Raw genomic sequence first — 15,244 nt, forward strand, 5'->3', positions numbered from 1 at the left:
CCCCCTCCACCTCCGCCGCCACATCCGCCCCCGGCGGCACCGGCATCGGCACCGTCACATAATCCTTCGGCAAATTCACCGGCCGGTAGTCCGGCTCCACCTCCATGCGCTTCAGCACGCTCTCATGCACATGCGCGCCTTCGCCGATCAGGCGCGGCTCGGCATCGGGGATGTAGAAGCCGAAATAGACCTTTCGCTCCGGCCATTCCCGGTACTTCGCGCGCTTCGGCAAGAACTCCAGCACGCGCCAGGCCGCCGTCATGGAATCGTGCAGCATGCCGGTCTTGCCGGTAAAAGCGGGCTCGACGTATTTGAACGGCGAGTTCTTGCGCTGGATGCCCCAGGCGAGCTGGTTCACCGTGCGCGGGTTGAATTTCAGCCCGGCCTTCTCCGCCTCGTCGATCATCCACAGCAGCGGATATTTGGACTCGCCGCTCTCGGCCTCCGGATAGCCACCGCCGACGTCGCAATGCACGCCGGCGAACCACACCTGCATGATGTCCTGCGGCACCTTCTTCTCGTCCGGCACGTAGCGGTGGCTCCAGAATTCCTGCGGCTCCTTGTATGGCTTCAGGCGGAACATGCGCCGCCGCTCGTCGATCGCGATCGCCTGCCGGAAGATTTTTATGCTGGGATCGCGCAGCGTGAAGGCGAGCTCCTCCAGGCTTGGCCAGTACAGGCGGTCGGCGCGCGGCACGATCACGCTCGCCACCGTGTCCCAGACGCCGACGAAATGAATGGTCGGCCAGCGCGTCGAGGTGATGCGCGCGAACTGCGCGGCGAGGTCGAATTCGTCCTTCGGCAGCGGCCCGCTCTCGTCGAACACGATGTTCTTGATGTCCTCGACGTCGTTGCCGCGCCCGCTGCCGGAATATTGCTTGTAGGCGATGAGGCCCGAGCCTGCGAGGTTCGCCTGCTCCGGCGAGATCAAACCAATTTTGTGGATCAGCCCCGCCAGCACGCGCACCGTGTAGGCCCCGCGCGAGAAGCCGAACAGGTAGATGCGGTCGCCGGGCGCGTAATGCTGAACCAGGAAGCAATAGGACGACAGCACGTTGTCATCGAGTCCGTATCCGGTGGCGAGCCCCCACACCAGCTTGATGTTGGCCTTCCAGCGCCCCCACGTCGACGGCTCCGTCATGGTGCCGACCCCGGGATCGTAAAACACCATCTGCCTGGGCTGCGTCTTGTCCGTCTTGCGCAGGCAGCGATAGAGCTTCAGGACGTTGGAGATGTTCTCCGAGATCTCGTTGCCGGTGCCGTCACAGCAGATGACGAGGTTCTTGCCGGCAGGGTGGGGGTCGGTGGTGTGCGCGGTGTCCATGGGATGCGCCTCCGGGGGATGCTACCGGGGCGAGTATAGCGGAAAATGGCGTGAATGTGGAATTGAGCTTAAAGAGAATCCGTTCCGCGACTGTGCCGGAGGAGAGTCTCATTTCAGTGATAGCTGGGTAGCCAAAGAGAGGCGCCCAAGCTTGGTTGCAGCAATCGTCACTGAATGAAGAAAGTTTGGCTTTGTCATGAGGTGTAGAATTTCTGATTTGGGGTCGCGTGCGGCCGCATGCTCTTTTTCTTTCCGTTCGACAAAAGTATCGAAATGCTCTGGGTAAACGCCGTCACGTCCTAGATAGAACATCGCTTCCAGTTCGCTCAGTTTAGCGCCTGAAATCTTCTGCTGGACCGCATCGCTGACAGAACCCATCTCCTTTTGCTCCTCTTCCAGCTCGTTAAGTAACGTCTGATCTGACACCTTTACGGGGCCCCCTCTTTCTCGAATCTTTGGGTGTATCCGCCTCCACTGATCTGCGGTCCACAAGATTTCGTCGTCAGAGAGGTAGAGGAGATCCGTCTCGATCCCGAGGATAGCTTTCGTCTCGCGCGCGCTTTGGATCGCGTCTAGTGCCAGAGAAAATTGGCGGTTAGAGAGCTTAAATCTCGCCTTTACCAACGCCTTTTGCTGATCAAACGATGCACTGCGCCAAAACTCCCTTCGCGGCATTAAATTGGCAATTGTAACGAGGTCTCGTCGCGAGCAGCGCTGGGTGAAAAGACCGGTTCGACGCTCTTCTGCGAAGGAGACAACCCGATTCTTCAGGATGTCGATCGTGCTCGAGAGATCGATCAGGCTAGTCCGAATGACTTGGAGGTTTGCTAGCGAATAGGCTGATAAGCTTGGATCGCTAAATTGATTCAGCGGGTATCGGAGTTCTTGTCCATCGCGATCGATGCGCGAAAGGCTGTCGACGAACGGCTTGAGAACTTCGAGTTTTTTGCCAATGATTTCGTCGCCGACCGCTGCACTGTCAAGTCGTTCCCAATAGACGCGGATATTGTGCGTGGGGCGACCCGAAACTCGCGGCACCACCCCTGCTCTCTCAAGATGGCTCGTGGCGAATTTTAGAACGAGTTCGACAGCATGTCGGGCATTGTAGAGGATCGGCAGAACCAGTGTATCGCGCTTGGCTAGCAGACTGTGGTCGATCACAATGTGGGATAATTGCAGGGCGGCGTCGATATATCCGTCCAGGTAATTGTCGTCGTTGCCCTGCTCGCCAATGCAAGCGTTCCAGGTTGAATCAGTGTGCCGTTTGAAGAATGGGTCGTCCGCGTACGGATCCAAGTCCCGGTCTGTTAGTTTACTTGCTCCCGGCACCGTCATGACGATGGAGAATTGAGTGGTTTGATCAGATAGCCAGGAAAGATAAGCGCTTCGCAATCCAACCCTGCGATGATACTTTTCAGTACCGTTAGATCCTCGCTCGTCGAAAAGATGACTTGTTGCCCTCGTGCCTTCGCAGACGAGGCGCGCTCGAGGAGCTCTTGGAAGCTAACTCTTGCAGAGGATTGTTGCCTTGGTTCATCAAATACAAGCAGGTCGGGATGGTTTGTTTTCTCAGAACTTGCGAGTTCAAGAAGGCCTAGCTGGTACGCCCATTTAAGTCGAATTGCATCGCTGGCGGATGTTTCAAATCCGATCTCGAAGCCTTCTTTTTGTGGCCGGTAGCTTTCGTCAGAAATGCTCACTTCGCCTGGGTCAAACGTGCTGAATCCAAATTGTCTGGCCTGCTCACGCACGATTCTTGTTAGATGTGCTAGCTTGATGCTATCGGTATGACTAAGTTTCTCGCGTGGCAAAGCGGCCTGCTCGGCCAGCAGTCTTGAATATTCCTGGGAGATTGCCTTCAGTCGGTCGACCATATTTTGAAAGGTTATCTCCATCTGCTCATATTCACGGAGACGACTCTCTATGCGGATGCGCTCCTCGATGGTGACGAGCGACGGAGAGCTATTGGGCGACACTAGGTCGGTTCGAAGCGACCGGATGCGGGCATAGAGTTCCGTTATTTCTCGGTCTGATGCCTCAATGCTTCGGTTCAATTGGATGGTCGCTTCTTGCTCACGAGCAAGGATATCTTTGAACATTCGAAGCTCGGAACGAAGGTATTCGATATTGTCTTCGACGGGCATCACTGCAGAGAGTGCCTCTTGTCGCAAAAGAGTATCGATCAATGCTTGTTCGCATGTGGGGCACCGGTCTGGAGTGATTTCAATTGCACTCCCGGAAAAGCGTTGAAGCTTTTGAACGTCGAGGTTCTTCTGTAAGTCCTCTTCCAGAGACTTTATTCGGCGAGCCAAGGAGGATATGTCTGCATTCTTAAGTTGCTTTGCGCTGTAGGCGGATAATCTGGCGGCGTTGAGGTTGTCTGCTTTTTGGCTTGCTTGGCTTAATTCGTCGGCTAGCCTATCGGCTGAGCTGCCTACATCTGGAATGGAAATATTGCTTAGCGCCGATGCGCGAGCTCGCAGCCGAGTCATGAGGAGGCTTAGCGGCACCCATTCTGCGTTCTCAGCGATTAGCACGTGGGCTTGCGCCAATTCGCCCGGAAGTGAAGTCTGCTTAGTAGGAAGCGCTTCAATTCTGCCGCCGCCGCGACGAACGGTTCTTTCCACTTCGTCTAGGCTGCCGCGCCATTCGTTCGCGTTGGCGGCCAGCTGCTCCGCCAGCTGTTGCCGACGAAGTTCGAGGCGATAGGCGTCGAGATCCATAATAAACTCGACCGCACGCTTATGGACTTCGCGAATACGCAAATATGTTGGGATCGCGGCAGGAATTGAGGACCAACCAACCTTTTGTTCAACCCAAAACAGTGGGAACACCGTTTCTAAGTATAGTTTACCGTCCGGCGCGTCATATCGCTTAACGGTCGGAAGCTCCCATCCAATGAAATGCTCCAAGAAATGGTGAAACCCATCTTCTCGTGAAGCCGCGCCGGGATCGCTTACGAAGAAGCTTCTGCGAGTTGCCCTTGCGTTGGGATTCGTAAGTGTTGGACCGAAATCAACAGTCACCAAACGGTTATCGAGTTCAGATTTTACCGGGCGGCGAATAGTAATCACCTGACCGACCCCATTCTCGACTTCGAGCGCCACTGCGGATTCGAGGACGGTATGTCGTTCTTTGTCGTCATCCTCGACGTAGTTCGTCATCGCATGAGGCAAAGGTATTTCCCGTCGAGGGCTGAGCATTCGCTCCATACCCAAGACGTAAAGCATCGCCTGCATACAAGTTGACTTTCCCTTGGTGTTGTCGGCCCAAATCACCGTCAATCCAGCGCCAAAAGTAAGATCGGCACCGTATGGTCCCACCGATGTTTCGGCACGTAGCTGTAGGCGTCGGAGGCGCAGCATCAGAGCAGATCCTCCATCCGCCAGATTCTTCGAAGTAGTGTCTCTGTAATTTTAGAAGCGACTTCCTTCAGGAAAGCACCCTCTTCCACCAGCGCGCCACTCTGTTGAATTTGACCGGTAACCGCTATGCCTTTGTCGGTCAGCGAGACTACTTTACCGTTGTCTACCGAAACCAGGCCAAGTGCATGCGCGTAAGAGATCGCTCTGTTCAGCCAAGGTTCGACGCGAACTGAGATGTCCGATGGACGAAGATCCGCACGAAGTAGCGCTCTTACATCGTCGCGCCCCTCAGCTATTCGCACCGAGTGCGCTAGGAACTGAAGTTTTTGGAAGCTTGCTTTTTTCGCGCGGCTGTAAGACAGGCTTAGTAAAAGCACAGATATCCCCCAAGACATTCTCAGGTCGCCAGCGATCGGTTCCGGCCGCGCCTTGAACGAGAACGGAGCGTCGAACAGTTTTCTTAGTGGGGTTTCAGACGGCATCTCGTTAAAAATCCAGAGGGCACCTCATGATCCACTCGGAGATCGCTCCTAACGCAATATGCTGAACGAGATCATTTGAAAGGTTGGGTGCAACAGTCGCGATTGAGTCGATCAAAGTATCAATTTCGGTGTTGAGGATCGAGGTGGGAGCGGGGCCGCCCTTCGGTCCCGCAAAGTTCAATCTTCTAGAATGGTTCGCGACAACAGAAATGATTTGCTCATGGAGATCCGGAGAGCTTGAACGCAATGCGTCCAGTACGGAACGGCCCTGAAGAAATGATTTCGCTGCTTCTCCAACTGCGTCTTGGACTCCCTTAGGGCCTGTGCGCTTGGCCAACTTGTGCGTTGCATTGGCGACAAGGTCCGCCGATCCGACTTGCCACTTCTTCAATTCCTCCACCGTTGGAGGCGGAACGTTCAATCTTATCGTATTCAGAGCGATTATTCCCGCGGCGACGGCCTTGGTCGCAAACAGGTCCTGATCGTGAATGCCGACTTCGAAGTTGGCATCGAGATGGGAGCAGCTTAGGTTTCTAGTGTCGGTAGTCTTCTTTGCGCAATGAAGATTGACGTCCTTGCTGTCGTGCAAGGGTACCAAGAGAATCCAATGTTTGATCTTGTTGCCTAGAAACAGCTTCGAAATCTCTCCAGAGTTCGCAACCAACTTGCCGATATCTATTGTGATCTTTGTCTTTTGCCGTTCTGCTCGGGTCGAGATGTCGAGCGGCTCCTGGACGGCGTAACATTGATAGGCAACTCGTTCGGAGACGCAGATATAGTCGAGGCCGAGGTCTCCCTTATGAGCTGCAGGTATCTTGTGCACGTTGAGAGCTCCATGCCTGCTCTGCAACAGGCACAGCGCAAAGGCTTCCCAATCGTCCGGATTCCAAACGTGAACCGCACCCAATTTGCGGCCTCCCCCCTTTTCGCCCAACTTTGCATGGTTGAAGGGGCCGTACAACCCAGCCGGGTAGTACCACGGGGTGACCAAACAAAAACGGCCGGATCTCCCGATCCGGCCGCTACTCAAACTCTACTCGGCTAAGCCTACGCCACGCGACGCAACTTAGCCCCCGCCCAATTCCGTAAATCTCAGCTCGCCTGCTTCGCCGGAGCTGCGTCGCCGACCTTCTTCTGGATGGCGCGCTTCAGCTCGACCGCGCGCGGGGAGAGCGCCTCAGTGTTGGCCTTGAGCAGGTAGGCGTCGAGGCCGCCATTGTGGTCGACGCTCTTGATCGCGTTGGTGGAGACGCGCAGGCGCACGTTGCGGCCGAGGGCTTCCGAGATGAACGTCACGTTGACGAGGTTCGGCAGGAAGCGGCGCTTGGTCTTGATGTTGGAGTGGCTGACCTTGTGGCCGACGAGGGGGCCCTTGGCCGTCAGTTCGCAGCGGCGAGACATGGTAGAAATCCTTAAGTTCGAACCCCCAACGAGTGCGGCCGCCATTTCGGCGCCACGGGGGCAAATTCTGTCGTCCTTGCAGGGAGCGGGCGGACGTATAGGGGGGAAGGGGCCCTGCGTCAAGGTTTTGGGGCGGGGATTCAGCCGCCCGGGCGGTGCGCTCCCTCTCCCGCTTGCGGGAGAGGGTTGGGGAGAGGGCTCTCTCGGCAGTGGGGCAGACGCAAGTGCCCCCCAGCTGAGAGAGCCCTCACCCGCGCTTCGCGCGATCTCTCCCGCAAGCGGGAGAGGTTTCGGAGCCCGGGGTTACCTTCCGATCACCAAAACGGCAATGATTGTCGCGCCTTACCATCACATAAAGGGCGTATTCGCCGTCAAAGAGTCCGGTGGAGTTCCCGGGGCTGCACGTCCCGACACATTGCTTGTCGCGGTTTTTGGCTTAAGTAACAGCGGATCGCGCCCCGATTGGATTATTTCGTGCCGATAACGCTTCATTTCGCGCAAGTCCTGCGCTCAGCCTGTCTGCTTCCGGCCGGCCGGCTGATGGCGCTTTGCGGCCTGGCGCTGGCCGTTGCGGGCGTGGCGCCGGCGGCGGCGCAGGGCAAGCTCGAGGCGCAATATGAGGCCTCGCTGGCGGGCATTCCCGTCGGCAAGGGCGCCTGGAACATCGATATCCAGGACGACGTGTTCTCGGCGGCGGCCGCCGGCGGCACGTCGGGGCTTTTGAAATCGTTCACGGGCGGGTCCGGCACCGGCGCCAGCCAGGGGCGTGTGGTCAATGGCGCGCTGGTTGCGACCGGCTACCAGGCCTCCACCACCACCCAGAAGAAGACCGAAGAGATCCGCATCACCCTCGACAAAGGCAATGTGAAGGATTTTGCCATCCTGCCGGAGCCGCCGGTCGATCCCGATCGCATCGTCGTCACCGAGGCGCATCGCCGCGGCGTGTGGGACCCGATGACCGCCTCGCTCTTGCGCGTGCCCGGCAACGGCGACCCCGTGTCGCCGGAAGCCTGCCACAACTCGGCGCCCGTGTTCGACGGCCGCATGCGCTACGAGCTCAAGCTCGATTTCAAGCGCATGGAGACCGTGAAGGCCGAGAAGGGCTACAAGGGCCCGGTCGTGGTCTGCTCGATCTATTTCGTGCCCATCGCCGGCTACATCCCCGACCGCCCGGTGATCAAATACCTCGCCGCCCAGCGCAACATGGAGATCGCGTTCGCCCCGATCGCCGGCACGCGCATCCTGGTCCCGTTCTGGCTGAAAGTGCCGACCCCGCTGGGACCTGCCATGCTGGAAGCCACCAGCTTCATCACCGCCCCCCAGCCGCCAAGGGTCGCGAAGACGCAGTAGGCGAGGAGGCCGCACCGCTCTCTCCGCCGTCATTCCGGGGCGCGCCGAAGGCGCGAGCCCGGAATCCATCGGGCTACAGCGATGGTTTCACGATGGATTCCGGGCTCGCGACTGCGTCGCGCCCCGGAATGACGAGCGTTCGGTGGCGGCCTAGCAAAATCAAGCACTTACCTACTGTGCATGGGGTTGTTTTCGTAACAATGAGTTCGGAAGGCCGTCATGGCCGGGCTTGACCCGGCCATCCATCCCCTTCGAGAGATGCTCGTCTTTCGATGGATGCGCGGGTCAAGCCCGCGCATGACGAAGACGGGAATCCATTTGACTCCTCCCCGATTCTGATTCGACTCGCCGCTGTCCCCAGCTTTAACCAGTCCGGCCGCTTGTGGGCCTCCGCAAAACTCCATCTAGTGCGCAACCAAGACGAGTCCCGCGACATGTTGCGTGAACGGAACGGGACTCGTCAGGGAGTCAGCGATTCGGCCGCGATTCGTTCTAGAGTCGTTCCGAAGCTTAAATCGAACGGGAAAAGCGTCGCAAAGTGAGACAGTTGCGCGGGATTTTGGGAGGGCGCTTCCACGCCCACAATGTGCCCCTCACCCTGAGGAGGCCGCGTAAGCGGCCGTCTCGAAGGGCGAGGGGCTTGGCTCCCCCGGCAGCACCAGCCGGGCCTTCATCCTTCGAGACGCGCTGACGCGCTCCTCAGGATGAGGAACGAAGAGCAAGCCCTCTCCCCGCCCCGGATAGCACTGACATTCGCCCCAATCGCCATTACCTAATCCGATAGACATGGCTTTTTCCTCCTCCCCCTTCGCTTCCGAGCGCGCACCCGGCGCGGGCGTCACTGCGGTGCTCGGCCCGACCAACACCGGCAAGACCCATCTCGCCATCGAGCGGATGCTGGCGCATCCCTCGGGCATGATCGGCCTGCCGCTGCGCCTGCTCGCGCGCGAGGTCTACAACAAGATCGCCGCCAGAGCCGGCGAGGCCAGCGTCGCGCTCGTCACCGGCGAGGAGAAGATCAAGCCTAGGAATCCGCGCTATTGGGTCTCGACCGTCGAGGCGATGCCGCGGGATCTCGACGTCTCCTTCCTCGCCGTCGACGAGGTCCAGATCGCCGCCGATCTCGAGCGCGGCCACGTCTTCACCGATCGCATCCTCAACCGCCGCGGCCGCGACGAGACGCTGCTGCTGGGCGCCGCGACCATGCGCCCGATCATCGAGCGCCTGTTGCCTGGCGTCTCCATGATCACGCGGCCCAGATTGTCGCAGCTCGAGTTCGCCGGCGACCGCAAGATCACGCGCCAGCCGCGCCGCACCGCCATCGTCGCGTTCTCGGCCGATGAAGTCTACGCCATCGCCGAGCTGATCCGCCGCCAGCATGGCGGCGCCGCCGTGGTGCTGGGCTCGCTCTCGCCCCGCACGCGAAACGCGCAAGTGGCGATGTTCCAGAACGGCGACGTCGATTATCTCGTCGCCACCGACGCCGTCGGCATGGGCCTCAATCTCGACGTCGACCACGTCGCCTTCGCCTCCGATCGCAAGTTCGACGGCTACCAGTTCCGCCGCCTCACGCCGGCCGAATTCGCGCAAGTCGCAGGCCGCGCCGGCCGCGCCACCCGCAACGGCACCTTCGGCACCACGGGCCGCTGCGCCCCGTTTGAGCCCGAGCTCGTCAACGCGCTGCAGAACCACACCTTCGATGCCGTGAAGGTGCTGCAATGGCGCAATTCCAAGCTCGATTTCTCCTCGCTCGGCGCGCTCCAGGTTTCGCTGAACCTCGCCCCCGGCCACGAGACGCTGACGCGCGCGCCGATCGCCGAGGACATGCGCGTGCTCGATCACGCCGCCCGCGACGGCGAGGTGCGCGATATCGCGCATGGCAAGGCCGCCGTGGAGCGGCTGTGGGAAGCCTGCCAGGTCCCGGACTACAGAAAGCTGTCGCCGGCCGCCCATGCCGAGCTGGTGACGACGCTGTACGGCTTCCTGATGCGCAAGGGCTGCATTCCCGATGCCTGGTTCGAGTCCCAGGTCACCCAGGCCGACCGCATCGACGGCGACATCGACACGCTGTCGGCCCGAATCGCCCAGATCCGCACCTGGACCTTCGTCGCCAATCGCCCGGACTGGCTGAAAGACCCGGAACGCTGGCAGGGGATCGCGCGGGAGGTCGAAAATAAATTATCGGATGCGCTCCATGAACGCTTGACTGAGCGTTTCGTTGATCGCCGGACCAGTGTATTGATGCGCCGCCTGCGGGAGAACACGAGCTTGAATACTGAAATCGGCAAGACCGGCGAAGTCATCGTCGAAGGCCATGTCATCGGCCGTCTCGATGGCTTCACCTTTGCACCGGATGCGGCGGAAGCCGGCTCCGATGCGAAAGCCTTGCAGGCTGCAGCGCAAGCGGTGCTCGCCGGCGAGATCAACGCGCGCGCCGAAAAGCTGGGCAATGCGCCGGACGAGCAGTTCGTGCTCACCTCCGAAGGCATCATCCGCTGGACCGGCGACGCCGTGGCGCGCCTTTCCGCCGCAGACGAGGCGCTGCATCCGCGCATCCGCATCATCTCGGACGAGCGCCTGACCGGCGCGCCCCGCGACAAGGTGCAGGCGCGGCTCGAGCTCTGGCTCAAGACCCACATCGAAAAGCTGCTCGGGCCGATGTTCGAGCTGTCGAAGGCCGAGGACGTCACCGGCATTGCCCGCGGCATCGCCTATCAGCTGGTCGAGGCGCTCGGCGTGCTTGAGCGGCCGAAGATCGCCAGCGAGCTGAAGGATCTCGATCAGCCCTCGCGCGCCGTGTTGCGCAAATACGGCGTCCGCTTCGGCGCCTATCACATCTATTTCCCCGGCCTGCTCAAGCCCGCCGCGCGTGCGCTCGCCGCGCTGCTCTGGGCGCTGAAGCAGGACAATGTCGATCTCTCCGCGCTCTCGGGCGCGCAGCATCTGGCCTCCTCGGGGCGCACCTCGTTCCCGGTCGACAAGGCGCTGCCGCGCGATGCCTATCGCGTGCTCGGCTACAAGCAGGCCGGCGAGCGCGCCGTGCGCGTCGACATCCTGGAGCGCCTCGCCGACCTGATCCGCCCGGCGCTGGCCTGGCGCGAGAATTCGCCGGGCGAAAAGCCCGCCGGCGCGTTCGACGGCCGCAGCTTCGTGGTCACGCAGGCGATGACCTCGCTGACGGGATCTGCCGGCGAAGATTTCGCCTCCGTGCTGCGCGCGCTCGGCTATCGCATGGAGAAGCGCCCGCCGCTGCCGCCGAAGCCCGTCGTGACCGAGCAGGTCGTGACCGAGACGGTCGCGGCCGAGACGCCGCCCGCTGACGGCAGCGCGGAGACCTCGACCGAGGCTGCAGCGGAAGCCGTTGCCGGCCTGCCGGCCGAGGCGCCGGCCGCCGAGGTCGCCGCCGAATCCGTCACCGTCGAAGATGCGCCCGGCATGGAGCCGCACGACGAGCCCGCCCCCGAGGAGGCTCACGAGGAGCCGGCGCTGGAAGCGTCTCCGGAAGCGCCCGTCACGCCCGAGGACGCCCCCGGCATCGCGCCGCCCGCAGAAGAGGCTGCGCCGCCCGCCGAGGCTGCCGGCCTCGAAGCGGCTGCCGCCGAGACCGCCGCGACGGAAGCTGCTGCATCCCCCGATGCTGCCGCGCCTGAGGCAACAGTCGCACCGGCCGAGCCCGAACTGGTCGAGGTCTGGCGCCCTGCGGGCCGTCACGAAGATCGCAAGCCGCGCCACGAGCGCCATCGCCACCAGCGCCACAACAACCAGCGTGCGCGGCCCGTCGCTGAGGCCGGCGCTGCACCCGATGCAGCGAGCGCCGCGCCCGGCGAAGCCGCCGACGGCGCGAAGCCGGGCCATCGTCATGGCGGCGGCCATCGCCGCGATGGCGGACGCGACTTCCGCAAGCCGCGTGAAGGCGGCGAGGGCGGTGAGCGCCGCGACGACCGCAATCGCAGCTTCCAGGGCAAGGGGGACCGCGACAAGGATCGCGATCGCAACCGCGACAACAAGAAGTTCGGCGGAGATCGCGACAAGGGCCGCGACAATCGCGGCCGCGACCGCGACAAGGGCCGTGACCGCCGTGATCGCGAGTCCGGTCCGTCACTGCGTCCCTACGCCTCGAGCGCGAACCCGCGCGAGCGCGATCGTCCGATCGATCCGAACTCGCCCTTCGCCAAGCTCGCCGCGCTGAAAGAGCAGCTGGGTCGGAAGGAGTAATCCCACGACGACGACCGAGCGGCAGCGTATCGACAAATGGCTGTGGCACGCGCGGGTGGTGAAGGCGCGCAGCTCCGCGGCCGAGCTCGTCGTCACCGGCCATGTCCGCGTCAACGGCGTGCGCGAGACATCGCCGGGCCATGCGATCAAGGCCGGTGACGTCCTCACCATCGCGCTCGACCGCACCGTGCGCGTGCTGAAGGTCACCGCCTTCAACGAGCGCCGTGGCGATGCCGCCTCGGCTCGCGTGCTCTACGAGGAGCTCGGGACGCGCAATTAATTGCGCTTTCCATTCATTTCTTGATCGATCAAACACACAAAGCCGTCATGATCAGGCCTTCCCGACCTTGCGGCGCCCGGCCATCCGCGCTAGGCAAGCCGCGACTTCTAAAAGAGCTTTTCGGAGCGTTGGATGACTTACGTCGTCACTGAAAACTGCATCAAGTGCAAGTACACCGACTGCGTCGAGGTCTGCCCGGTCGATTGCTTCTACGAGGGCGACAACATGCTCGTCATCCATCCCGACGAGTGCATCGATTGCGGCGTGTGCGAGCCGGAATGCCCCGCCGACGCCATCAAGCCGGACACGGAACCGGGCCTCGAAAAGTGGCTCCAGGTCAACGCCGACTACGCCAAGAGCTGGCCGAACATCACCCAGAAGAAAGAATCACCTGCCGACGCCAAGGAATTCGACGGCATGGAAGGCAAGTTCGAGAAATATTTTTCTCCGAACCCCGGCTCTGGGGACTAATTCGCGCCCAAACTTAACCCTAATAGCGGCGCTGCCGCCGAAACCAGCCCTCAAGACCCCTAAATCATTGATTTTTGCGGGAAATGTGCTATATTGGGCACATTAAGCCGAACCCCGTCAGCCCCGTTGGCCCCTCTGGGTTCCCGTGAAACCAAATGTCGAACAGGGGCGTGGCAGTTTCCGCGCGCAGGCTGTGTCACAGAAAACGCGTAAAAAGAGTACTTCAGCGAGGGCTTCCCATAAGGAGGCCAAAAAAGTCGCCGCGGCCAGCCGTAGCGCATCCAAGGGTCGGACCGCGACGAAGGCGCCGGCTGCAAAGTCCTCGAAGAACAAAAGAAGCGCAATGCCTAACAAGACTGCCAAACCGGCCGCGAAAGCGACCGTTGCCAAGCCTGCTGCCGCCAAGCCTTTGAATGTCAAGCCTGTGACTGCCAAGGCCCCCGCTGCCAAGCCCGCCGCGACGAAGGCCCCTGTTGCCGTTGCGCCCGCCAAGGCTCCCGTCGCCGCCAAGCCGGCTGCCAAGCCCGCGGCTGCGCCGAAGGTCGAGGAAAAGAAGGTCGTGACCCAGCGTCAGGGCTTCAAGGCCAACGAATTCGTGGTCTATCCCGCTCACGGCGTCGGCCAGATCCTGGCCATCGAGGAGCAGGAGATCGCCGGTGCGAAGCTCGAGCTGTTCGTCATCAACTTCATCAAGGACAAGATGACGCTGCGCGTGCCGACCGCCAAGGTCGCCAATGTCGGCATGCGCAAGCTGTCCGATCCGGTCCTGGTCAAGAAGGCGCTGGAGACGCTCAAGGGCCGCGCCCGCGTCAAGCGCACCATGTGGTCGCGCCGCGCCCAGGAATACGAAGCGAAGATCAATTCGGGCGACATCGTCGCGATCGCGGAAGTCGTGCGCGACCTCTATCGCTCGGAATCGCAGCCCGAGCAGTCCTACTCGGAGCGCCAGCTCTATGAAGCGGCGCTCGACCGGCTGTCCCGCGAGATCGCGGTGGTGCAGCACTCGACCGAGACCGAAGCGGTCAAGGAGATCGAGGCGCAGCTCGCCAAGAGCCCGCGCCGCAATGCCAAGGCGGAAGCTGCCGAGGGCGAAGCTGACACGGATGCCGAGGGCGATACCGACGATACCGATGGCGACGACAGCACCGTCGCCGACGAGGCCGCGTAAGCAGCTCTCGCGTCGATCGCAACAGATCAAAAGCCCGGCCGCTCGGCCGGGCTTTTTGTTCGCATCGTGATGCAGCGGGGAAGCTCGGCTCTACGCGCCGCGCGGCTGGGTCCAGATCGCGATCGGCTGCTGAATGCCGCGGACCGCCCGCGCCTCTCGCGCTTCCAATGACTGAAACGTTGCGGCTGCACCGCCCAGCTCGGCCTTCGCCTGGCTGACGAGGTCGTCACTTGCCACCAGCGCGCAGCCCAAGGTGCGGGTCAAGGCCTCGAGACGGCTTGCCACGTTGACGGTCGCGCCGATCACGGCAAATTCCAGACAGGTCTGCCCGAGGTCGCCGAGCACCACCGGCCCATAATGCAAGCCAAAGCTCACATGCAGCTTTGGCTCGCCTGACGCTGCCCGCTGATCGTTCCAACTCTCCGCCGCCGCGATCATCGCCTGGGCACATCGCAGCGCGTTGCTGGCGTCGTGCTCGCCGGCGAAGGGCGTGCCGAACGTCGCCATCAATCCGTCCCCGAGATATTTGTCGAGCGTGCCGCTGTGGCGGAAAACCTCCTGCTCCATCAATCCGTGGAATTCCCGCAACGTCCGCACAACCTCCTGCGGCGAGCGCCCATCGGCAAAGGCCGTGAAGCCGACGATGTCGACGAACAGCACCGCGACGTGTTGCGTGCGCACCTGCTTCAACGGCTCGTCCTGGTTCGACAATTCCGCCACGACATTGGGCGAGAAGTAGCGTGCGAGGTTGCCGCGCTCGCGCTCCACCGCGGCATGCCGGACCAGGAGGTCGTTGCTGCGGCGGACCGCGAGCGCCAGGGTCATGGCCACGATCATGAATACGACGATCTCCTGGATGCGAACGTGGAATCCGATCGCGCTGGGCGAGATCATTGCAAGCAAGCGCTCATCGCCGCCTGTTGCGGCCGCAATGCGGGCCGTCAGCGCGGGATCGCGATCGGGTTGCCACCAGACCCAGGCGATGCCGATCAACCAGAGCGCAGCCGTCCAAATGCCGACCGCAATGACCGTCCGCCAGGTGTAGGCCAGTGTGGCGCCTGCGAGCAGCACGAAGAAATAGATGAAGTTGCCGAAATGGTACTGCATCGCGACCGGCCAATGCGAGGCTCCGAAGGGATTGGGAACCACGATGACGTATGTCAGCAGCGCCAGGTCGCAAAACAGCAG

12 protein-coding genes are annotated in these 15,244 nt (G+C 61.5%); 5 read left to right on the plus strand and 7 right to left on the minus strand.

Features of this window, described 5'->3' with window-relative positions:
* From P0R31_RS39460 to rpmB, 6 genes are all read right to left on the minus strand, one after another.
* A partial coding sequence (locus P0R31_RS39460; RefSeq protein ID WP_275520672.1) for a DUF2235 domain-containing protein occupies positions 1-1,324 on the minus strand: 1,324 nt, incomplete at its 3' end.
* A 108-nt stretch (positions 1,325-1,432) separates the two neighbouring features.
* Positions 1,433-2,716 (minus strand): hypothetical protein, encoded by a 1,284-nt coding sequence (locus P0R31_RS39465; RefSeq protein ID WP_275520692.1) that lies wholly within the window; start codon positions 2,714-2,716, stop codon positions 1,433-1,435.
* Entirely contained in the window at positions 2,656-4,689 is a 2,034-nt protein-coding gene (locus tag P0R31_RS39470) for a hypothetical protein (protein WP_275520674.1), read from the minus strand. Before P0R31_RS39470 ends, P0R31_RS39465 begins: the two co-directional genes overlap by 61 nt.
* Positions 4,689-5,171: a hypothetical protein gene (locus tag P0R31_RS39475; RefSeq protein WP_275520676.1), complete on the minus strand. Its 483-nt coding sequence runs from the start codon at positions 5,169-5,171 to the stop codon at positions 4,689-4,691. The genes P0R31_RS39470 and P0R31_RS39475 overlap by 1 nt, the downstream gene beginning before the upstream one ends.
* Positions 5,172-5,175: 4 nt before the next feature.
* Positions 5,176-6,078 (minus strand): hypothetical protein, encoded by a 903-nt coding sequence (locus P0R31_RS39480; RefSeq protein WP_275520678.1) that lies wholly within the window; start codon positions 6,076-6,078, stop codon positions 5,176-5,178.
* Between the two features lie 185 nt (positions 6,079-6,263).
* Positions 6,264-6,572 carry a 50S ribosomal protein L28 gene (rpmB, locus tag P0R31_RS39485; protein ID WP_275520680.1) on the minus strand — a complete coding sequence of 103 codons (309 nt, stop codon included), beginning with the start codon at positions 6,570-6,572 and terminating at the stop codon, positions 6,264-6,266.
* 540 nt (positions 6,573-7,112) lie between these two features.
* On the opposite strand from rpmB, the gene P0R31_RS39490 reads away from it, so the two are divergent.
* The 5 genes from P0R31_RS39490 (at position 7,113) to P0R31_RS39510 (ending at position 14,056) form a co-directional block, all read left to right on the plus strand.
* The gene (locus tag P0R31_RS39490) at positions 7,113-7,922 is read left to right on the plus strand and encodes a DUF3108 domain-containing protein (protein ID WP_275520688.1); all 810 of its coding nucleotides are present in this window, start codon (positions 7,113-7,115) and stop codon (positions 7,920-7,922) included.
* Between the two features lie 786 nt (positions 7,923-8,708).
* Positions 8,709-12,137 carry a helicase-related protein gene (locus tag P0R31_RS39495; RefSeq protein WP_275520682.1) on the plus strand — a complete coding sequence of 1,143 codons (3,429 nt, stop codon included), beginning with the start codon at positions 8,709-8,711 and terminating at the stop codon, positions 12,135-12,137.
* Between the two features lie 28 nt (positions 12,138-12,165).
* Positions 12,166-12,417, plus strand: a complete 252-nt coding sequence (locus P0R31_RS39500) for an RNA-binding S4 domain-containing protein (protein WP_275520690.1) — start codon at positions 12,166-12,168, stop codon at positions 12,415-12,417.
* 132 nt (positions 12,418-12,549) lie between these two features.
* Positions 12,550-12,888 (plus strand): ferredoxin FdxA, encoded by a 339-nt coding sequence (gene fdxA, locus P0R31_RS39505; protein ID WP_018643465.1) that lies wholly within the window; start codon positions 12,550-12,552, stop codon positions 12,886-12,888.
* Positions 12,889-13,231: 343 nt separating this feature from the next.
* Positions 13,232-14,056, plus strand: a complete 825-nt coding sequence (locus tag P0R31_RS39510; protein WP_275520684.1) for a CarD family transcriptional regulator — start codon at positions 13,232-13,234, stop codon at positions 14,054-14,056.
* Positions 14,057-14,146: 90 nt separating this feature from the next.
* On the opposite strand, the gene P0R31_RS39515 is transcribed toward P0R31_RS39510, so the two are convergent.
* On the minus strand, positions 14,147-15,244 hold a 1,098-nt coding region (locus tag P0R31_RS39515), incomplete at its 5' end, for an adenylate/guanylate cyclase domain-containing protein (protein ID WP_275520686.1).

Source organism: Bradyrhizobium yuanmingense (assembly GCF_029167105.1).
In the GTDB taxonomy this organism is placed as follows: domain Bacteria; phylum Pseudomonadota; class Alphaproteobacteria; order Rhizobiales; family Xanthobacteraceae; genus Bradyrhizobium; species Bradyrhizobium yuanmingense_A.

Bases quoted from the DNA above. Each gene is read 5' to 3' on its own strand.
- P0R31_RS39495 (WP_275520682.1), top strand. From the start codon at position 8,709: ATGGCTTTTTCCTCCTCCCCCTTCGCTTCCGAGCGCGCACCCGGCGCG.
- P0R31_RS39490 (WP_275520688.1), top strand. From the start codon at position 7,113: ATGGCGCTTTGCGGCCTGGCGCTGGCCGTTGCGGGCGTGGCGCCGGCG.
- rpmB (WP_275520680.1), bottom strand. From the start codon at position 6,572: ATGTCTCGCCGCTGCGAACTGACGGCCAAGGGCCCCCTCGTCGGCCAC.
- P0R31_RS39470 (WP_275520674.1), bottom strand. From the start codon at position 4,689: ATGCTGCGCCTCCGACGCCTACAGCTACGTGCCGAAACATCGGTGGGA.
- P0R31_RS39510 (WP_275520684.1), top strand. From the start codon at position 13,232: ATGCCTAACAAGACTGCCAAACCGGCCGCGAAAGCGACCGTTGCCAAG.
- fdxA (WP_018643465.1), top strand. From the start codon at position 12,550: ATGACTTACGTCGTCACTGAAAACTGCATCAAGTGCAAGTACACCGAC.
- P0R31_RS39475 (WP_275520676.1), bottom strand. From the start codon at position 5,171: ATGCCGTCTGAAACCCCACTAAGAAAACTGTTCGACGCTCCGTTCTCG.